This is a genomic window from Pseudomonas fluvialis, from assembly GCF_014207935.1.
GTDB classification, from domain to species: domain Bacteria; phylum Pseudomonadota; class Gammaproteobacteria; order Pseudomonadales; family Pseudomonadaceae; genus Aquipseudomonas; species Aquipseudomonas fluvialis_A.
This window is the reverse complement of the sequence record NZ_JACHLL010000004.1, coordinates 284,373-302,583: the sequence shown is the minus strand read 5'-3', so window position 1 is coordinate 302,583 and position 18,211 is coordinate 284,373. Positions and strand designations below refer to the sequence as shown.

At 63.0% G+C, this 18,211-nt stretch carries 20 protein-coding genes; 15 read left to right on the top strand and 5 right to left on the bottom strand.

Annotated features, from left to right (window positions below; genetic code table 11):
- The first annotated feature begins 8 nt into the window (after window positions 1–8).
- Window positions 9–1,232, top strand: coding sequence for an organoarsenical effux MFS transporter ArsJ (gene arsJ / locus HNP49_RS13040; protein ID WP_184683900.1), 1,224 nt, complete (start codon window positions 9–11; stop codon window positions 1,230–1,232).
- Here the strand turns inward: arsJ and HNP49_RS13035 are convergent.
- Both HNP49_RS13035 and HNP49_RS13030 read right to left on the bottom strand, forming a co-directional pair.
- A complete protein-coding gene (locus HNP49_RS13035; RefSeq protein ID WP_184683898.1) occupies window positions 1,226–3,097 on the bottom strand; it encodes a DUF4105 domain-containing protein in 1,872 nt (623 codons plus the stop codon). The genes arsJ and HNP49_RS13035 overlap by 7 nt on opposite strands.
- Window positions 3,098–3,167: 70 nt before the next feature.
- Window positions 3,168–3,656 (bottom strand): DUF3015 domain-containing protein, encoded by a 489-nt coding sequence (locus HNP49_RS13030; RefSeq protein WP_184683895.1) that lies wholly within the window; start codon window positions 3,654–3,656, stop codon window positions 3,168–3,170.
- 189 nt (window positions 3,657–3,845) lie between these two features.
- Between HNP49_RS13030 and HNP49_RS13025 the strand changes: the two genes are divergently transcribed.
- The 8 genes from HNP49_RS13025 (at window position 3,846) to HNP49_RS12990 (ending at window position 10,753) form a co-directional block, all read left to right on the top strand.
- The gene (locus HNP49_RS13025) at window positions 3,846–4,160 is read left to right on the top strand and encodes a TraR/DksA C4-type zinc finger protein (RefSeq protein ID WP_184683893.1); all 315 of its coding nucleotides are present in this window, start codon (window positions 3,846–3,848) and stop codon (window positions 4,158–4,160) included.
- A gap of 147 nt (window positions 4,161–4,307) precedes the next feature.
- Window positions 4,308–6,719: a Lon protease family protein gene (locus HNP49_RS13020; RefSeq protein WP_184683891.1), complete on the top strand. Its 2,412-nt coding sequence runs from the start codon at window positions 4,308–4,310 to the stop codon at window positions 6,717–6,719.
- Between the two features lie 188 nt (window positions 6,720–6,907).
- A complete protein-coding gene (locus HNP49_RS13015; RefSeq protein WP_184683889.1) occupies window positions 6,908–7,249 on the top strand; it encodes a hypothetical protein in 342 nt (113 codons plus the stop codon).
- A 190-nt stretch (window positions 7,250–7,439) separates the two neighbouring features.
- Entirely contained in the window at window positions 7,440–7,934 is a 495-nt protein-coding gene (locus HNP49_RS13010; RefSeq protein ID WP_184683887.1) for a TIGR00645 family protein, read from the top strand.
- A 140-nt stretch (window positions 7,935–8,074) separates the two neighbouring features.
- A complete protein-coding gene (locus HNP49_RS13005) occupies window positions 8,075–8,380 on the top strand; it encodes a DUF6482 family protein (RefSeq protein ID WP_184683885.1) in 306 nt (101 codons plus the stop codon).
- A gap of 19 nt (window positions 8,381–8,399) precedes the next feature.
- A complete protein-coding gene (locus tag HNP49_RS13000; protein WP_311772122.1) occupies window positions 8,400–9,944 on the top strand; it encodes a cryptochrome/photolyase family protein in 1,545 nt (514 codons plus the stop codon).
- Entirely contained in the window at window positions 9,941–10,072 is a 132-nt protein-coding gene (locus HNP49_RS18685) for a DUF2256 domain-containing protein (RefSeq protein ID WP_184683881.1), read from the top strand. Before HNP49_RS13000 ends, HNP49_RS18685 begins: the two co-directional genes overlap by 4 nt.
- Window positions 10,073–10,123: 51 nt before the next feature.
- Window positions 10,124–10,753, top strand: coding sequence for an FKBP-type peptidyl-prolyl cis-trans isomerase (locus tag HNP49_RS12990; protein ID WP_184683879.1), 630 nt, complete (start codon window positions 10,124–10,126; stop codon window positions 10,751–10,753).
- A gap of 48 nt (window positions 10,754–10,801) precedes the next feature.
- Here HNP49_RS12990 and HNP49_RS12985 read toward each other — a convergent pair whose 3' ends face one another.
- On the bottom strand, window positions 10,802–11,041 hold the full coding sequence (locus HNP49_RS12985; RefSeq protein WP_184683877.1) for a hypothetical protein: 240 nt from the start codon (window positions 11,039–11,041) through the stop codon (window positions 10,802–10,804).
- 127 nt (window positions 11,042–11,168) lie between these two features.
- Window positions 11,169–12,137, bottom strand: coding sequence for a polyprenyl synthetase family protein (locus tag HNP49_RS12980; protein WP_184683875.1), 969 nt, complete (start codon window positions 12,135–12,137; stop codon window positions 11,169–11,171).
- A gap of 241 nt (window positions 12,138–12,378) precedes the next feature.
- Here HNP49_RS12980 and rplU point away from each other — a divergent pair, with 241 nt between their 5' ends.
- The 5 genes from rplU to HNP49_RS12955 all read left to right on the top strand — a co-directional run bounded on the left by rplU (window position 12,379) and on the right by HNP49_RS12955 (window position 16,091).
- Window positions 12,379–12,690 (top strand): 50S ribosomal protein L21, encoded by a 312-nt coding sequence (gene rplU, locus HNP49_RS12975; RefSeq protein ID WP_095940297.1) that lies wholly within the window; start codon window positions 12,379–12,381, stop codon window positions 12,688–12,690.
- A gap of 23 nt (window positions 12,691–12,713) precedes the next feature.
- Window positions 12,714–12,971, top strand: coding sequence for a 50S ribosomal protein L27 (gene rpmA, locus HNP49_RS12970; RefSeq protein ID WP_095940296.1), 258 nt, complete (start codon window positions 12,714–12,716; stop codon window positions 12,969–12,971).
- 133 nt (window positions 12,972–13,104) lie between these two features.
- Window positions 13,105–14,328: an Obg family GTPase CgtA gene (gene cgtA / locus HNP49_RS12965; protein WP_184683873.1), complete on the top strand. Its 1,224-nt coding sequence runs from the start codon at window positions 13,105–13,107 to the stop codon at window positions 14,326–14,328.
- An 80-nt stretch (window positions 14,329–14,408) separates the two neighbouring features.
- Entirely contained in the window at window positions 14,409–15,527 is a 1,119-nt protein-coding gene (proB, locus tag HNP49_RS12960; protein ID WP_184683864.1) for a glutamate 5-kinase, read from the top strand.
- A 153-nt stretch (window positions 15,528–15,680) separates the two neighbouring features.
- On the top strand, window positions 15,681–16,091 hold the full coding sequence (locus HNP49_RS12955; protein ID WP_184684124.1) for a CreA family protein: 411 nt from the start codon (window positions 15,681–15,683) through the stop codon (window positions 16,089–16,091).
- Window positions 16,092–16,163: 72 nt separating this feature from the next.
- Here HNP49_RS12955 and rpsT read toward each other — a convergent pair whose 3' ends face one another.
- Window positions 16,164–16,436: a 30S ribosomal protein S20 gene (gene rpsT, locus HNP49_RS12950; protein ID WP_095940293.1), complete on the bottom strand. Its 273-nt coding sequence runs from the start codon at window positions 16,434–16,436 to the stop codon at window positions 16,164–16,166.
- Window positions 16,437–16,646: 210 nt separating this feature from the next.
- On the opposite strand from rpsT, the gene murJ reads away from it, so the two are divergent.
- Entirely contained in the window at window positions 16,647–18,191 is a 1,545-nt protein-coding gene (murJ, locus tag HNP49_RS12945) for a murein biosynthesis integral membrane protein MurJ (RefSeq protein WP_184683862.1), read from the top strand.
- Window positions 18,192–18,211: the final 20 nt, after the last annotated feature.

Sequence of the window (18,211 nt, the reverse complement as noted above, 5' to 3'; positions counted from 1 at the left end):
CTGACATCATGCGTGCGCTTGCCAGCCTTTCCGCCGAAGTGCGTCAGTACCTGCTGGTCACCGGCAACTACTGGGCCTTCACCCTGACCGACGGCGCGCTGCGCATGCTGGTGGTGCTGCACTTCCACAGCCTCGGCTACTCGCCGTTGCAGGTGGCGCTGCTGTTCCTTTTCTACGAGCTGTTCGGCGTGGTCACCAACCTGTTCGGCGGCTACCTCGGCGCGCGTATCGGCCTGAACCGCACCATGAACCTCGGGCTGGCGCTGCAGGTGGCGGCGCTGCTGATGCTGACGGTGCAGTCACCCTGGCTCACCGTGCCCTGGGTGATGGCGGCGCAGGCGCTGTCCGGCATCGCCAAGGACCTCAACAAGATGAGCGCCAAGAGCGCGATCAAGCTGCTGGTACCGGGCGAGGCGCAGGGCCAGCTGTACCGTTGGGTGGCGCTGCTGACCGGGTCGAAGAATGCGCTCAAGGGCGTGGGCTTCTTCCTCGGCGGCGCTTTGCTGGCACTGCTGGGGTTCGCCGGCGCGGTACTGGCCATGGCGCTGGTGCTGGGGCTGATCTGGCTGGCCAGCCTGTGTCTGCTGCGCAATGACCTGGGCAAGGCCCGCGCCAAGCCGAAGTTCCGCGACCTGCTGTCCAAGAGCCGTGCGATCAATCTGCTGTCGGCGGCGCGGCTGTTCCTCTTTGGCGCCCGTGATGTGTGGTTCGTGGTGGCGTTGCCGGTGTTCCTGGCCACCCAGTTCGGCTGGGATTTCTGGCAGGTGGGCGGTTTTCTCGCCCTGTGGATCATCGGTTACGGCCTGATCCAGACGCAGGCACCAAGGGTCACGGGAAAGGCCTCCGGCCGTCTGCCCGATGGCCGCGCGGCCTTTGTCTGGGCGCTGGCGCTGGCCGGTCTGCCGGCTCTGATTGCGCTTGGCCTGAGTGCTGGCGGTCCGGCGCAGGTCTGGGTGCTGGGCGGTTTGCTGCTGTTCGGTGCGCTGTTTGCGGTGAACTCTTCCCTGCACAGCTACCTGATCGTCAGCTACGCCAAGGAGGACGGCGTGTCGCTGGACGTGGGCTTCTACTACATGTCCAACGCCCTCGGCCGGCTACTCGGCACGTTGCTATCCGGCTGGCTGTTTCAGACCTGGGGGCTGGAGGTCTGCCTGTGGGTATCCAGCGCCTTCGTGCTGGTGGCGGCGCTGGTTTCGCTAGGGCTGCCCCGACATGGCTCGCAGGCTCAGTAGTGATACCACTTGAGCTGCAGCATCACTTCGTTTTCCGGGCCGGTCAGGTGGCTGAACTCGCGCAGGGCCGACAGGCGCAGGCCGAGGTTCTGCCCGAGCTGCCATTGCTGGTTGAGTGACAGGCGGCGGCGGACTTCGCCGTTGAGGAAGTAATCGCCGGCGCCTTCGACGCTGGCCGTGCCCAGCGCGTTGTGCCAGAGCAGGCCGGTGTTGAAACCGCCGGCGGTGGCCAGGTAGGGCGCGAAGTCGCTGTTGTGCTCGACCCGCCCGGTGGCCATGGCGAAGGCCAGGGTGCTGTCGGTCAGTTGCCAGCTGGCGCCGGCGCCGCCATTGAGGTGCGCCACCAGGGTTTCATCGCCGTCCTTGCCCGGTACCCGCTCGAAGCCGCCGGCCACCTGCCAGCTCAGCGGCTGCAGCAGTTGGCTGCGTGGGGTCAGCGAGCGGATGGTGGCGAAGTCCAGTTCCTGCAGCTGCCAGTGGTTGTTCTCATACTGGCGCAGCTTGAGGCCGAGAATCTCGATCTGCGCGCCGAGGGGGAAGCCGGCCAGGTTGTCGTTGAGGTCGTGATAGGCCATGCGCAGGCCGTATTCGGCGAAGGCGCGGTCATCGCGGCTACCCACGCCCAGTTGCCAGGTGCGCGAGTCGTGGCCGTCTTCCGGCAGCTTCGGGCGCTCAACGTCGAGCGTGGTGGGCGGATTCTGGTTGATCGCCCGCAGCAGCTGGTAGCTGCGCTGGGCGGCGGCCGGGTCGCGCTCCTGGCCATTGGCCTGATAGCGCAGCAGGCGGTAGGCACCGTCCTGCACCAGCGCGCGGCGTTCGGCCGGCAGGGCCTGGAATTCGGCAGACTGCAGGGGCTGGGTGTCGGCGGCCAGGGTTTTGACCCACTGCAGCTCGTTATCACTCAGCGGTTTGGCGCGTTCCAGCAACTCCCGTTCGCGTGAGGGGCGGTAGTCGATGCGTTCGACCAGGCCGGCGTCCTTGATCGCCCGCACGGTGTCCACCGGAATGGCGGTGATCGGGAAGTCGTCGGTCAGCTCCAGGCCCGGGCGGGCGATTTCCAGCAGTTCAAGCAGGCGGTAGGAGCAGTTCTCGTCGAAGAAGTAGTAATCGAACTGGATCTGCTTGAGTTCCCAGACGTGCTCGACCATGCGCCCGGTTTCCTCGGGCGTCAGGTTCAGGCGGTATTCCCACAGGTCGCGGTTTTCCAGACGGCTGTATTCGCTGAGCTTCTCGCGGTAGGGCAACAGGGCGAACAGCCCCGGGTAGCCGCCCATCAGGCCTTTCCAGGCATAGAGGATGCTGTTGTCGCTGCCTTCGATGAAGGCGCCGAAGTTCAGCGCGTAGCTGAGCAGGGCGGTGCCGTTCTGGTCGATGTCGGCCTGGTCGATGCGCAGCAGGGTGTGGCCGAACATCGACGACGGGCTGTTCAGGTAGGCCGCCGGGAAGATCAGCACGCTACTGTGCGGGGCAATGTCGCGGTACCAGGTGGTGAATTCGCCACAGGCCGGTTGCGGCAGATCATTCAGCTGCAGTTGGTCACGCAGCCAGCGGGTGCGTGCCGGAAACACGCACTGGGGATGTTTGTCGCCGAGGTTGACGGGGCGGTAGAGCGCCGTGAGGGTGGCACTCAGCTCGGCGGCCGGATCGTGCGGACCGTCGGGCGAGAGAAAGAAATCGTCGTCATCCACATAGCTGCGCCAACCGCCGAGCTTGCCGGTTTCGTAATGCCCGATGGCCAGCCAGTAAGGGTCATTGGCCAGCTGTTGCAGACGGGCGGGCGAGGGGCTGGCGGCCAGAGCGGGCAGGCTCAGGCACAGCGCCAGACTCAGGCCAAGAACAGGCCGGGAGGCGAAGCGTTTGCGCATGGGGAGGGATTCGATGGTGCAAGTGGGGCAGGAAAGGGGAGGCCCGTCCAGGTGGACGGGCCTCGGCGCATCAGGCTTCGCTGGCGTATTGGGCCAGACGGGCATCCTGCTTCATCACTGCCAGGGTGGCGGCGTGAACTTCGGCGTCGGTGGCGCTGGCCGAGGTGAAGATGTCGCTGAAGTGCTGGTGGGTCACTTGGGCAAAGTGAGCACGGTCTTCCGGCTTCACGCCCAGGGCCACGGCGTAGGTGGTCAGGGCTTCGCCTTCACCCTTGGCCATGTCTTCGGACAGCTCGTCCATGATCGAGCCCAGTACCAGCATCGGCTTGCCGCCGTAGGTCAGGGTGCCTTTGGTGGAGCAGCCGTTGGTGCCGGAGGTCATGCCGAAGGTGGCGTTGCCCGAGGTGCCGTTGGTGATGGAGGCAACAAAGTGAGAACCGAAGCCGCTCTGGCCTTTGAACAGCATGTTGCCCCAGCCGCAGCTCGGGCCACCCGGGGCTTCGGCAAAGGCGGCAGCGGAGGTGAGGGCGAGCAGGGAACCGATCAGAATCCGTTTCATGGGTAATCTCTCTTTTCTTGGTTGGAACGCAGACGTCATGCCTTGCGGTGCCCTCAGCATTTTCGTTCTGTTCGCGAGTGTCAAGCGCCGGCCTTTTGCCAGCGGCGCAGGCTCACAGGATTTGATGCAAGTCAGTGCGCGCTGGCGACCATGAGCCACACTGCAGGCAACCGTTGAAGGAGCCTTGCAATGACCGCTTTCGATCCGCGTAGCACCCTCGAACAACTGGCTGCCGACTACCGTGGCCGCGCCGAAGCCATTCGCCGCGATCTGGGGCGCAGCCATTCCCAGGATTTTGCCGAGCAGGCTAGCGAACGACAGAACGATGAGGTGCTGGAGGCCCTGCTGGCCGAGGCCGAGTTGGCGCTGCGTCAGGTCGAGCATGCCCGTGAGCGCTTGGCGGCCGGCCATTACGGCGAGTGCGCGCGCTGTGGCGAAGCCATCGAGGCGGCCCGCTTGGCTGCGCTGCCGATGGCTGAGTGCTGCCTGAAGTGCGCCGACTGATAGGTACGGGTAGATAGGTGCAGCCGCCGCGTCTGGTTTGTCTGGGCGCTGGCGGCCAGCCAGTCGTTCGCCTTGCCAGTGCGTCGGGGCCACCGCAGAATGCAGGCATCCCCGCGGCCCTGAGCCGCCCGCCTGCAAGGATTGACGATGGCCGCTACCGCCGTTGCCGCTCTCAAGCTTGAGCCTGAAGAGCTGACCCGCCCGTACTCCCCCGACCAGTTCAACTTCGCCAGTACCGACGAGCTGGAGCCGTTCCGCGGTGTGCTCGGCCAGGAGCGTGCCGTCGAAGCGCTGCAGTTTGGCGTGGCCATGCCGCGCCCCGGTTACAACGTTTACGTGATGGGCGAACCGGGTACCGGGCGCTTCTCCTTCGTCAAACGCTACCTGCAGGCCGAGGCCAAGCGCCTGGCCACGCCGGTGGACTGGGTCTACGTCAATCACTTCGACGACCCGCGCGAGCCGCGTGCGTTGCAGCTGCCGCCCGGCGAGGGCACGCAGCTGATTGCCGACATCAACCAGCTGATCGATAACCTGCTGAGCACCTTTCCGGCTGCCTTTGAACACCCGACCTTCCAGCAGAAAAAGAACGCCATCGACCGCGCCTTCAACCAGCGTTACGACAAGGCTCTGGACATCATCGAGAAGGCTTCGCTGGAGAAGGACGTGGCGCTGTATCGCGACAGCGCCAACGTCGCCTTCACCCCGATGAAGGACGGCAAGGCGCTGGATGAGGCCGAGTTCGCCCAGTTGCCGGAGGCCGAGCGCGAACGTTTCCATCGCGATATTTCGGCGCTGGAGGAGCAGCTCAACGAAGAGCTGGCCAGCCTCCCGCAATGGAAGCGCGAGTCGAGCAACCAGCTGCGCCAGCTCAATGAAGAAACCATCACCCAGGCGCTGCTGCCGTTGCTGGCGCCGTTGTCGGCCAAGTATGCAGAGAACGCCAGCGTGGTGGCCTACCTGCAGGCCATGCAGGTCAATCTGCTGAAGACCGTGGTCGACCAGATGGTCGAGGACAACCGCAGCGATGCCCAGCGCCGCCGCGCCCTGGAAGAGGATTACAGCCCCAGTCTGGTGGTGGGCCACCATGCTCAGGGCGGTGCGCCGGTGGTGTTCGAATCGCACCCGACCTACGACAACCTGTTTGGCCGCATCGAATACAACACCGATCAGGGCGCGCTCTACACAAGTTACCGCCAGCTGCGTCCGGGGGCGCTGCACCGCGCCAATGGCGGCTACCTGATCGTCGAGGCCGACAAGCTGCTCAGCGAGCCCTTCGTCTGGGATGCGCTCAAGCGCGCCCTGCATTCGCGTCAGCTGAAGATGGAGTCGCCGCTGGGCGATCTCGGCCGCCTGGCCACCGTGACGCTCACCCCGCAGGTACTGCCGCTGCAGCTCAAGGTGGTCATCGTCGGCTCGCGCGAGCTGTATTACACCCTGCAGGACCTCGATCCGGACTTTCAGGAAATGTTCCGAGTGCTGGTCGATTTCGACGAGGAAATCGCCCTCTCCGACGAGAGCCTGGAGCAGTTCGCCCAGTTGCTGAAAACCCGCACCAGTGAGGAGGGCATGGCCCCGCTCAGCGGTGCGGCGGTGGCGCGTCTGGCCACTTACAGTGCCCGTCTGGCCGAACACCAGGGGCGCCTGTCGGCGAGGATCGGCGACCTGTTTACCCTGGTCAGCGAGGCGGACTTCATCCGTCACCTGGCCGGCGATGCGCTGACCGATGTCGGCCATATCGAGCGGGCTCTGAAGGCCAAGGCCGACCGCACCGGGAGAGTCTCGGCGCGCATCCTCGATGACATGCTGGCCGGCATCATCCTGATCGACACCCAGGGCGCGGCCGTCGGCAAGTGCAACGGACTGACCGTGTTGGAGGTTGGCGATTCGGCCTTCGGCGTACCGGCGCGCATTTCCGCCACGGTCTATCCCGGCGGCAGCGGCATCGTCGACATCGAGCGCGAGGTCAATCTCGGCCAGCCGATCCACTCCAAGGGCGTGATGATCCTCACCGGCTATCTGGGCAGCCGCTACGCGCAGGAGTTTCCCCTGGAGATTTCCGCGAGCATCGCGCTGGAGCAGTCCTATGGCTACGTGGACGGCGACAGTGCCTCGCTGGGTGAGGTCTGCACGCTGATCTCGGCGCTGTCACGCACGCCGCTCAAGCAGTGCTTTGCCATCACCGGATCGATCAACCAGTTCGGTGAGGTGCAGGCGGTCGGTGGGGTCAACGAGAAGATCGAGGGCTTCTTCCGTCTGTGCGAGGCGCGAGGCCTGACCGGCGAGCAGGGCGTGATCATCCCGCGCGCCAACGTCACCAACCTGATGCTCGACGAGCGCGTACTGCAGGCCGTGCGCGGTGGGCAGTTCCATGTCTACGCGGTGAGCCAGGTGGACGAGGCGCTGTCGCTGCTGGTCGGCACCGACGCCGGCACGCCGGACGGGCAGGGCGTGTTCCCCGAGGGTTCGGTGAATGCCCGGGTGGTTTCCCGTCTGCGCGAGATCGCCGAGCTGGGCATGGAGGAGGATGACAAGGGCAAGGACAAGGCGGACGCGTCCTGACCACTTGTCGCCGGGCGCGGCTGGTCAGTCACTGAGCGAAGTGCTGGCGGCCGCGCCAAACCTGCCTGAGAGGCGCTTCCCCCCGCACTGTCCACAAAGATATCCACAGCTGGCGTGGATAAGCGCCAGGCTTCTACAGCGCCGCCTGCGGGTGTAGTCTCAAGGCAGACCCCTTGAGGATTGCCGCCATGGCGCGTGACCTCTGCCTGATTCGTCATTGCCTGGGAATCGTCACCCGCATCGAGTGCGAAGTGCGCCCGCTGGCAGACGGTCGCGGCCTGTGGACGCTGCTCTGCGCCGCTGGCATGAATGCCGCGCAGCCGTCGGCGATCAAGGCGCAAGGCCCGTTCCACGGGCCTTTGCAGGCCGAGGGGGTGCTCGCCGCGATTGCCAGCAACCTGATCGATCAGGGCTATCGGGTGTGTCCCGATCCCGCCATCTGGCGCCTGCACCTGCAGGCCGAATTGCGCCGGCAGCAGGCCGAACATGGCCGTCATCTGGGCGACTGTCAGTTCCGCCCAGAGACCTGATGGTCAGCTTTGCTGCTGTTTTGACCAGGGCGCTGCAGGCCGCGGCCGGGCGGCTTCAGGGCATTCGCTGCAGAGCCTCTCCACAGAGTTATCCACAATTGCCGGGGATAAGCGCGGACGCCTCTGGCAGGCTTGTCTGAGCCTTTCTCGCGGGTATACTCGCGCCAGTTTTGGCTCATCGGGGGACCCCATGGAACGCTTTATCGAAAACGCCATGTACGCATCGCGCTGGTTGCTGGCACCCATCTACTTCGGCCTATCGCTGGCCCTGCTGGCGCTGGCCCTGAAGTTCTTCCAAGAAATCCTGCATATCCTGCCGATGGTCTTCAGCATGGCCGAGGCCGATCTGGTGCTGACCTTGCTGTCGCTGATCGACATGGCGCTGGTAGGCGGCTTGCTGGTGATGGTGATGATCTCCGGCTATGAGAACTTCGTGTCGCAGCTGGATATCGACGAGGGTAAGGAGAAGCTCAGCTGGTTGGGCAAAATGGACTCCGGCTCCCTGAAGATGAAGGTTGCGGCTTCCATCGTGGCCATTTCCTCTATTCATCTGCTGAAGATTTTCATGTCAGCGCAGTCGATCAAACCTGACTACCTGATGTGGTACGTGATCATTCACATGACCTTCGTGGTGTCGGCCTTCGCCATGGGCTACCTGGACAAGCTGACCAAGCACGATCACTGATCGGTTCTGGCACTACCCGCCGCCCGGCCTTCGCAAGATCGCCGGGCGGTTTTGTTTGGGCTTGCGGGAATGTTTATCTGTACAGATTGGTAGTGTTGTACAATATTTGTACATGATAATTCCTTGTACAGGTGCGTGCCATGAAACTCGTCGAATTGCGTGAACTGGCCTTGAACAGTGAGATTGCCGAGCTGGCCCTGATCTCACTGGAGGGTGGCACCTATGTGCTGGAGGCCAAGGTCGGTGGCCGCCAGCGGCCGGTCAAGGATGAGCAGGGGCGGGTGTTGCACCTGCGTTCGGTAGAGCATGCCCGTGATCTGCTCAAAGAAGTGCCGCCGGTGCCGTTCTACCTGGTGCATGCCGAAGTGCATGACCAGATGTGCGGCATGCCACCGGCGGCCAGTGAGCCGCTGCGGGTAGCCATTTCGCTGAATTCGGCCTGGTAGCGCTGTGTCAGGCAAGTCTGTGCCTAGCTCTTCCGTGCATCGTCTGGCGCTGGTCCTGGGCGATCAGCTCAGTTTCGATCTGCCTTCGCTGCAGGCGCTCGATCCGACCACGGATGCCGTGCTGCTGGCCGAGGTGGCGGCCGAAACCGACTATGTCCCCCACCATCCGCAGAAAATCGCACTGATCTTCAGTGCCATGCGCCACTTTGCCAAGGCCCTGCGCCAGCGCGGCTATTGCGTGCACTACGTGTCGTTGGAAGATCCGGATAACAGTGGCTCCCTGCCGGGTGAGCTGCAGCGATGGTCTGAGCGGCTGACGGCGCGTGAGGTGCATGTCACCGAATGCGGTGAGTGGCGCCTGGAGCAGGCGCTGAAATCCTCTGGTCTGCCGATTCACTGGCATGCCGATACGCGCTTTCTCTGTCGTCGCGACGAGTTTGCCGCCTGGGCGGCGGGCAAGCGTCAGTTGCGCATGGAGTTCTTCTATCGGCAGATGCGCCAGCGCAGCGGGCTGCTGATGAATGGCGATGGCATGCCGGTGGGCGGCGCGTGGAACTTCGATGCCGAAAACCGCCAGACGCTGCCTGCTGGTGTAAGCGCCCCGTCGCCGCAGCGCTTTGTCCACGATGCGATTACCCAGGAGGTGCTGGCGCTGGTCGGCCGGCGTTTTGCTCATCATTACGGCAGTCTGGAGGCATTCGACTATCCGGTGACTCATGCCGAGGCGGAGGCGCTCTGGCAGCACTTTGTCGAGCAGTCTCTGCCGGCCTTTGGTGATTATCAGGATGCCATGGCCACGGGGCAGCCCTTTCTCTTTCATGCACGCATCAGCGCGGCGCTGAATATCGGCCTGCTGGATCTGCGCCGGCTTTGTGCGGACGTTGAGGCGGCCTATTGGGCCGGGCGCGTGCCGCTGAATGCCGCCGAGGGTTTCATTCGCCAGCTGATCGGCTGGCGCGAGTATGTGCGCGGTATCTACTGGCTGCACATGCCGGAGTACGCCGGGCTCAATGCCTTCGGCAATACCCGTGCGCTGCCTGAGTTCTACTGGACTGGCCAGACGCGCATGAAGTGCATGAGCCAGGCCATCGGCCAGACCCTGGAATACGCCTATGCCCATCACATCCAGCGGCTGATGGTGACGGGCAACTTTGCCCTGTTAGCCGGCATCGCCCCGCAGCAGGTGTGTGACTGGTACCTGGCGGTGTACTTGGATGCCTTTGACTGGGTCGAACTGCCCAATACCCTGGGCATGGTTATGCATGCCGATGGCGGCTATCTCGGTTCCAAGCCCTACTGTGCCAGCGGCCAGTACATCAAGCGGATGTCCGACTACTGCCGCAGTTGCGCCTACAAGGTGACGGAAAGCACCGGCGAGCAGGCTTGCCCGTTCAATGCGCTGTACTGGCATTTTCTTATGCGCCACCGCGACCGCCTGGGTGGCAACCATCGCCTGGCCATGGTCTACAAGAATCTCGATCGCCAGCCCGAGGCCAAGCAGCAGGCTCTCTGGGCGCGCGGCCAAGCACTGCTGGCGCGGCTGGATGCCGGGGAAGCCCTGTGAGGAAAAAGACCGATCTGCCGAGCAAGGCCTGTGTGGTGTGTGGACTGCCGTTCACCTGGCGGCGCAAGTGGGCGCGCTGCTGGGAGGAGGTGCGTTACTGCTCGGAGCGCTGCCGGCGTCAGCGCTAGGGGACTGTGTTAGTCTTGCCGGCCTTTTTTGTCCTTCCCAGGGAGCCGGCCATGTCCGAACTGAATCTTTCCACCGAGCTTTCCACCGACGAGGGCCGCGTCAGCTATGGCATCGGCCGCCAGCTGGGCGACCAACTGCGTGACAACCCTCCGCCTGGCGCCAGTCTGGAAGCCATCGTGGCCGGCCTGCGCGATGCGTTTAACAATCAGCCAAGCCAGGTTTCTTCCGAGCAACTGAACGCCAGCTTCCGCGTGATCCGCGAAATCATGCAGGCCGAAGCTGCTGCCAAAGCCGAAGCGGCTGCCGGTGCCGGTCGCGAGTACCTGGCCGAGAACGCCAAGCGTGACGGCGTCACCGTGCTCGCCTCGGGTCTGCAGTACGAAGTGCTGGTAGCCGGCGAGGGCGCCAAGCCGTCGGCCGACGACCAGGTGCGTACTCACTACCACGGCACCCTGATCGACGGCACCGTGTTCGACAGCTCCTACGAGCGCGGCCAGCCGGCCGAGTTCCCGGTTGGCGGCGTGATCCCGGGTTGGGTCGAGGCTCTGCAGCTGATGGGTACCGGCAGCAAGTGGCGCCTGCACGTGCCGAGCGAGCTGGCCTATGGCGCTCAGGCCGTTGGCAGCATTCCGCCGCACAGCGTGCTGGTGTTCGATGTCGAGCTGCTCGACATCCTGTAATTCTCGGGTGTTGTGCACGACGGGGCGCCTTGGCGCCCCGTCGTCGTTTCAGCCTTCCAGCGTCGGACGCAGGGCGCGGGCGTAGCAGTAGAGAAACAGGTTGCGCACCACTTCCTTGAGCAGGCCCGGTTCGGTGCAACTGAGGTCGGCCACGTCCAGTTCACCCTGCTCGCGCAGCTCCTCCAGTGCCTCTTCGTGGAGCATGGCGCAGACCTCGCCGGTGTCGCTGTTGAGGATGCGCAGGTAGGGGTGGGGACGATCCAGCCAGGCATCAATCAGATAGGTCATATCTCATCTCCTTGATTGGTTTAGATGAGAATAATTCCTATTCAAATAATGGCAAGTCGCAATTGGACTTTTCTTTGCGCCAAGAAAAAGCCCATCGCGTGGATGGGCTCTTCATGGTTGGCTGGCTCTAGTGCGTACGGGCGACGGCGAAGCGGGTCAGTTCGATCAGCGCATCGCGGAACTCGTTGTCCGGCAAGGCCTGCAGGCTGTCGATAGCGCGCTCAGCGTAGTCGCGGGCCAGGCGGGCGGTGTAGTCCAAGGCGCCAGCGGCTTCCACCGCAGCGCGAATGCCTTCCAGATCCTGGCTGCCGCCTTGCTGGATGGCCTTGCGGACCAGTGCGGCCTGCTCAGTGGTGCCGTCGCGCATGGCGACGATCAGTGGCAGGGTCGGTTTGCCTTCGGCCAGATCGTCGCCAACGTTCTTGCCGAGGGTGGCAGCGTCGCCACGGTAGTCAAGCAGGTCGTCAACCAACTGGAAGGCGATGCCCAGGTGGTCACCGAAGGTCTGCAGCGCGGCCTTCTGCTCGGCGCTGGCCTCACACAGAGCGGCGGCGCTGTGGGTCGAGGCTTCGAAGAGCATCGCGGTCTTGCCGCGGATAACTTCCATGTAGGTCTCTTCGGTGGTGCTGGCGTCGCGCACCTTGGACAGCTGCAGGACTTCGCCTTCGGCGATCACTCGGGTGGCCTGGGAGAGAATCTGCATGACCGGCATGGAGCCAAGCTCGACCATCATCTCGAAGGCGCGGGAATAGAGGAAGTCGCCGACCAGCACGCTAGGCGCGTTGCCCCATTGGGCATTGGCGGTGGCGCGACCGCGGCGCATGCCCGACATGTCGACCACGTCGTCGTGCAGCAGGGTCGCGGTATGCAGGAATTCGATGGTGGCGGACAGCAGGTTCAGGTCATCGCCCTGCTTGCCCAGGGCGCGGCCAGCGAGCAGCACCAGCAGCGGGCGCAGGCGTTTGCCGCCAGCGGAGATGATGTAGTCGCCGATCTTTTCCACCAGAGGCACGCGGGATACCAGCTGTTTGCGGATGATGCCGTCAACGGCGGTGAAATCATCTGCCACTACGCGATAAAAGGCCTGGGGTTGCATCGACGCCGGGTACTCCGTTCAAGTTGCGCGGCATGCTAGGTGGCAGGGGGGGAGGTGTCAAGGTAAAGCCCGGTCAGGCTTGCGTTGCAGGCGGCTTTTCCGTAATATCGCGACCCCGAACTTCCCAGGGCAATCCCTGACTTACGCAATTGCCTCGGAGCCCTCCGGCCCCGGGCAGCCATGCCGGCCAATACCTCTTCTTATAAAGAGCCGGGTGAGCAGGCTTAACGGAGATACATCCATGTACGCAGTAATTGTTACCGGCGGCAAGCAATACAAAGTCGCTGAAGGCGAATTCCTCAAGATCGAAAAGCTGGATATCGCCACTGGCGAAGCTGTGACTTTCGATCGCGTTCTGCTGGTTGCCAGCGGTGACGACGTTAAAATCGGTGCTCCGGTTGTTGCTGGCGCCAAAGTGACTGCCGAAGTGATTGCTCAAGGCCGCCACGACAAAGTGACCATCATCAAGTTCCGCCGTCGTAAGCACCACATGAAGCGTCAGGGCCACCGTCAGTGGTACACCGAAGTTAAAATCACCGGCATCCAGGCCTAATTCTTTTTCAGGAGAATTGACTCATGGCACACAAAAAAGCTGGCGGTAGTACCCGCAACGGCCGCGACTCAGAAAGTAAACGCCTTGGCGTGAAGATGTATGGCAGCCAGGCTATCAAAGCCGGCAACATCATCGTTCGCCAGCGCGGCACCCAGTTCCACGCCGGTGTTGGCGTTGGCATGGGCAAAGACCACACCCTGTTCGCGAAAGTGGACGGTGTCGTCAAGTTCGAAGTAAAGGGCGCCTTCGGTCGCCGTTACGTGAGCGTTGTCGCAGCCTAATCGCGACCATGCTGGAAAAGCCCTGTCGCAAGACGGGGCTTTTTTGTTTGTGCGGCTGGGCGCGGATGGTCCGCGTCTGTCTGTATCCTATGATTCAGTTTTTTAAACCCGCCACGCTGCGGGAGGCGTCCAGATGAAATTCGTCGATGAAGTATCCATTCACGTCAAAGCCGGTGACGGCGGTAACGGCATGATGAGTTTCCGCCGTGAGAAGTTCATCGAGAAGGGCGGCCCCAATGGCGGTGATGGCGGTGACGGTGGCTCCATTTATATGGAAGCCAACGAGAACCTCAATACGCTGGTGGACTATCGCTATACCCGTCGCTTCAGTGCGCCGAACGGTGAAAAGGGCGGTAGCACCGACTGTACGGGTGCCAAGGGCGAGGATCTGATTCTGCCGGTGCCGGTGGGGACCACGGTGATTGATGCGGCCACTCAGGAAGTCATCGGTGATCTGGTCAAGCCGGGGCAGCGGCTGCTGGTGGCGCATGGCGGCTGGCATGGCCTGGGCAATGCCCGCTTCAAGTCCAGTACCAACCGCGCGCCGCGCCAGACTACGCCAGGCAAGCCGGGCGAGGCGCGCGACCTCAAGCTGGAGCTGAAGGTCTTGGCTGATGTAGGGCTGCTCGGTTTGCCCAATGCCGGCAAGAGCACCTTTATCCGCGCCGTTTCGGCGGCCAAGCCAAAGGTGGCGGACTACCCGTTCACCACGCTGGTTCCCAACCTAGGCGTGGTCAGTGTCGGGCGCTACAAGAGCTTTGTCGTCGCCGACATCCCAGGTTTGATCGAGGGGGCGTCGGAGGGGGCGGGTCTGGGGATTCGCTTCCTCAAGCACCTGGCGCGTACGCGCCTGCTGCTGCACCTAGTCGATATGGCCCCGCTGGACGAGTCTGATCCGGCTGTGGCGGCCGAGACCATCATTCACGAGCTGAGTAAGTTCAGTCCGGCGCTTGCGGATCGTGATCGCTGGTTGGTGCTGAACAAGGCCGATCAGCTGCTCGATGACGAGCGTGAAGAGCGTCTGCAGGATGTGATCAAGCGCCTGAACTGGACTGGTCCGGTGTTTGTGATCTCCGCGCTGGAGCGTGAAGGCACCGAGGCGCTGAGTCAGGAAATCATGCGCTATCTCGATGAGCGGACCCTGCGTCTGGCTGAAGAGCCCGAGTATGCCGAGGCGCTGGCCGAGCTGGATCAGCGTATCGAGGACGAGGCGCGTGCCCGTCTGCAGGCGCTGGATGATCGTCGCGCACTGCGTCGCGCGGGTCTGCGCAGTGTCGATGATATGGGTGATGACGATTGGGATGATGATTTCGAGGATGATGAAGATGGTCCGGAGATCATCTACGTTCGCGATTGATGGTTGAATACTGGCTGAGGTGCGGCGCGCCGGCGCCGCTTGTCTGAGCGCCGCATGTGCGGCGGCTAAGGTTGAAGAGCATGCGGGATAAGGTGACTGGCGCGCAGCGCTGGGTAGTGAAGATTGGCAGTGCGCTGCTGACCGCCGATGGTCGTGGACTGGATCGCGGCGCCATGGCGGTGTGGGTCGAGCAGATGGTGGCGCTGCGCCGTGCCGGCGTCGAGCTGGTGCTGGTGTCTTCCGGTGCGGTGGCGGCGGGCATGAGTCGTCTCGGCTGGACTGCTCGGCCGAGTGCCATTCATGAGTTGCAGGCCGCGGCTGCCGTGGGTCAAATGGGGTTGGTGCAGGCCTGGGAATCCAGCTTTGGCGAGCATGGTCTGCATACCGCGCAGGTTCTGCTGACTCACGAGGATCTCTCCGACCGCAAGCGCTACCTGAATGCCCGTACCACCCTGCGTACCCTGGTCGAGCTTGGCGCCATCCCGGTGATCAACGAGAACGACACGGTCGCTACCGATGAGATCCGCTTCGGTGACAACGATACCCTGGCGGCGCTGGTGGCCAACCTGGTCGAGGCGGACCTGCTGGTGATTCTCACCGACCGCGACGGCATGTTCGATGCCGATCCGCGCAACAATCCCGATGCTCAGCTGATTTTCGAGGCGCGTGCCGATGATCCGGCGCTGGATGCCGTGGCTGGCGGTACTGGCGGCGCGCTCGGTCGTGGCGGCATGCAGACCAAGCTGCGTGCGGCGCGCCTGGCGGCGCGCTCCGGGGCTTACACCATGATTGTTGGTGGGCGTATCGAGCGAGTGCTGGATCGGCTCAAGGCAGGTGAGCGTCTGGGCACGCTGCTGTCACCGGAGCGCGGTCTGCTGGCGGCGCGCAAACAGTGGCTGGCTGGGCATCTGCAGATGCGCGGCACTTTGACGCTGGATGCCGGGGCGGTGAAGGCGCTGACCGTGGATGGCAAGAGTCTGCTGCCGGTGGGTGTGCGTGCCGTCGAAGGAAGTTTCCGGCGCGGCGAGATGGTCGCCTGCGTGGGGCCTGATGGCCAGGAAGTGGCGCGCGGGCTGGCCAACTATGCGGCGGCCGATGCGCAAAAGATCGTCGGCCTGCCGACTGATCGCATCGAGGCGGTGCTGGGCTATATCGATGAGCCGGAGCTGGTGCATCGCGACAATCTGGTGCTGGTCTAGCGCCAGATCCTTTGCAGGGTGCGGCGGTGTTCTCTGGTCGCACCATTGCCTTCTCTGTCTGGCTGGGTGACTCTCTGTGCGGAATGGTTCTGCAAGGAGAAGCCTGTGTTCAGTGTTCGTTGCGCCGTGCTGGCGCTCAGTCTGTTGCCTGTGATGGCCTCTGCCGAAGCGATTGGTGAGGTCTCGACCGTGTTTAAGTGGGTGGGGCCTAACGACAAGATCGTGGTCGAGGCGTTTGATGATCCCAAAGTCGAAGGTGTGACCTGTTATCTCTCGCGGGCTAAAACGGGAGGGGTCAAAGGTGGCTTCGGGCTGGCCGAGGATCGTGCCGAGGCGTCGATCGCCTGTCGCCAGGTCGGACCAGTACGCTTCGTTGGTCAGCTCAAGGATGGCGAGGAGGTCTTCAAGGAGCGGACTTCGCTGGTGTTCAAGACTATGCAGGTGGTGCGGTTCTTCGATCAGAAGCGCAATACCCTGGTCTATCTGGTCTACAGCGATCGGGTGATCGAGGGCAGTCCGCAAAATGCGGTGACTGCGATTCCGATTCTGCCCTGGGTGCGCTGAGAGCGTCCGGGGGGGGGGGTCTACAGGCACAAAAAAACCGGCTCAAGAGCCGGTTTTTTCTGCATCATCGCATCAGGCGGCGGTAGCCATTGCCTTGATGTGAGCGTTCAGACGGCTCTTGTGACGAGCAGCCTTGTTCTTGTCGATGATGCCTTTGTCAGCCATGCGGTCGATAACCGGAACGGCCAGAGTGTAAGCGCTCTGAGCTTTTTCCAGGTCTTTAGCGTCGATCGCTTTGACAACGTTCTTGATGTAGGTGCGCACCATGGAGCGCAGGCTGGCGTTGTGGCTGCGACGCTTCTCAGCCTGTTTGGCGCGTTTTTTGGCGGAAGGTGAGTTGGCCACCGTCGAGCTCCTCAAAATCTTGGGAATAGCGAACAAATTAAGGTCGCGAATTATTCCCTTGCGGTTGGGTAGTGTCAAGCGAATTAGCAACGGCGTTTGCTGGCCTGACCAGCGGCTGCCCGGCTAAACTCGCCGTCTTTGCAAGCGGTGGCGCTGCCTGTGGGCAGATAAAAGGTCACCGCGGTGGCGCATTCTATCCGGTCAGGCCCAATGAATCTGCTGAAATCGCTGGCAGCTGTCAGCTCAATGACTCTTTTGTCGCGCGTGCTGGGCTTTGTGCGCGACACCATCGTGGCACGTGCCTTCGGCGCCGGCATGGCGACCGACGCCTTTTTCGTGGCGTTCAAGCTGCCCAACCTGCTGCGGCGGATTTTCGCCGAAGGGGCATTTTCCCAGGCCTTTGTACCGATTCTGGCGGAATACAAGGCGCAGCAGGGTGAGGAGGCGACGCGTACCTTCATTGCTTATATCGCGGGCCTGCTGACCCTGGTGCTAGCGCTTGTGACCCTGCTCGGCATCCTGGCTGCGCCAGCCATTATTTGGGCGACGGCGCCAGGTTTTTCCGCCGACCCCGAGAAGTTCGCCCTGACCACTGATCTGCTGCGGGTGACCTTTCCTTATATCCTGCTGATTTCCCTGGCTTCGCTGGCGGGGGCCATTCTCAACACCTGGAACCGTTTTTCGGTGCCGGCCTTCGTGCCGACGCTGCTGAATGTCAGCATGATCGGTTTTGCCCTGTTTCTGGTGCCGTACTTCGAGCCGCCGGTGATGGCGCTGGGCTGGGCGGTGCTGGTGGGCGGCCTGTTGCAGTTCGTTTTCCAGCTGCCGGCATTGAAGAAGATCGGCATGCTGGTTCTGCCGCGGCTGAACCTGCGTGATACGGGCGTGTGGCGGGTGATGAAGCAGATGGGGCCGGCGATTCTCGGGGTGTCGGTCAGTCAGATTTCGCTGATCCTCAACACCATCTTTGCGTCCTTTCTGGTGGCTGGTTCGGTGTCCTGGATGTATTACGCCGATCGTCTGATGGAGTTGCCGGCCGGCGTGCTGGGTGTGGCGCTGGGTACCATTCTGTTGCCGTCGCTGGCGCGTACCCATGCATTGGATGATCGCAGTAGCTACTCGCAGCTGCTCGACTGGGGGCTGCGACTCTGTCTGTTGCTGGCGCTGCCGGCTTCTCTGGCGCTGATCGTGCTGGCCAAGCCGTTGGTGGTGACCCTGTTCCAGTACGGTGCCTTCACGGCGCTGGATGCCGACATGACCTGCCGGGCACTGGTGGCCTATGCCGTCGGTCTGGTCGGGATCATTCTGGTCAAGGTGCTGGCGCCTGGCTTCTATGCCCGGCAGAACATTAAGACGCCGGTGCGTATCGCCATTTTCAGTCTGGTGGCGACGCAGCTGATGAATTTGCTGTTTCTCTTCGTGATTCCGCTGGCTCATGCCGGCCTGGCGCTGTCGATCAGTCTGGCGGCCTGCCTGAATGCCGGGTTGTTGTTCTGGCAGCTGCGGCGTCAGCGGCTGTATCAGGCGCAGGCTGGCTGGCCCATATTCATTTCCAAGCTGTTGCTGGCGCTGGCGGTGATGGTTGGCGTGCTGCTATTGGGCATGCGTTATGTGCCGGCCTGGGAGCTGGGTGGCATGCCGCAGCGCATGTTCTGGTTGGGCGTTCTGGTGGTTGCCGGCGCCGGCAGTTATTTCGCTGTGCTGTTTGCTCTGGGTTTTCGTCCCCGCGACTTTGCCCGGCGTGCAGTGTCCTAATGGCTGCGCGCCTGTTGTCG

Coding starts and splice junctions, on each gene's coding strand:
- arsJ (WP_184683900.1), top strand. CDS start 9: ATGCGTGCGCTTGCCAGCCTTTCCGCCGAAGTGCGTCAGTACCTGCTG.
- HNP49_RS13035 (WP_184683898.1), bottom strand. CDS start 3,097: ATGCGCAAACGCTTCGCCTCCCGGCCTGTTCTTGGCCTGAGTCTGGCG.
- HNP49_RS13030 (WP_184683895.1), bottom strand. CDS start 3,656: ATGAAACGGATTCTGATCGGTTCCCTGCTCGCCCTCACCTCCGCTGCC.
- HNP49_RS13025 (WP_184683893.1), top strand. CDS start 3,846: ATGACCGCTTTCGATCCGCGTAGCACCCTCGAACAACTGGCTGCCGAC.
- HNP49_RS13020 (WP_184683891.1), top strand. CDS start 4,308: ATGGCCGCTACCGCCGTTGCCGCTCTCAAGCTTGAGCCTGAAGAGCTG.
- HNP49_RS13015 (WP_184683889.1), top strand. CDS start 6,908: ATGGCGCGTGACCTCTGCCTGATTCGTCATTGCCTGGGAATCGTCACC.
- HNP49_RS13010 (WP_184683887.1), top strand. CDS start 7,440: ATGGAACGCTTTATCGAAAACGCCATGTACGCATCGCGCTGGTTGCTG.
- HNP49_RS13005 (WP_184683885.1), top strand. CDS start 8,075: ATGAAACTCGTCGAATTGCGTGAACTGGCCTTGAACAGTGAGATTGCC.
- HNP49_RS12990 (WP_184683879.1), top strand. CDS start 10,124: ATGTCCGAACTGAATCTTTCCACCGAGCTTTCCACCGACGAGGGCCGC.
- HNP49_RS12985 (WP_184683877.1), bottom strand. CDS start 11,041: ATGACCTATCTGATTGATGCCTGGCTGGATCGTCCCCACCCCTACCTG.
- HNP49_RS12980 (WP_184683875.1), bottom strand. CDS start 12,137: ATGCAACCCCAGGCCTTTTATCGCGTAGTGGCAGATGATTTCACCGCC.
- rplU (WP_095940297.1), top strand. CDS start 12,379: ATGTACGCAGTAATTGTTACCGGCGGCAAGCAATACAAAGTCGCTGAA.
- rpmA (WP_095940296.1), top strand. CDS start 12,714: ATGGCACACAAAAAAGCTGGCGGTAGTACCCGCAACGGCCGCGACTCA.
- cgtA (WP_184683873.1), top strand. CDS start 13,105: ATGAAATTCGTCGATGAAGTATCCATTCACGTCAAAGCCGGTGACGGC.
- proB (WP_184683864.1), top strand. CDS start 14,409: ATGCGGGATAAGGTGACTGGCGCGCAGCGCTGGGTAGTGAAGATTGGC.
- HNP49_RS12955 (WP_184684124.1), top strand. CDS start 15,681: ATGGCCTCTGCCGAAGCGATTGGTGAGGTCTCGACCGTGTTTAAGTGG.
- murJ (WP_184683862.1), top strand. CDS start 16,647: ATGAATCTGCTGAAATCGCTGGCAGCTGTCAGCTCAATGACTCTTTTG.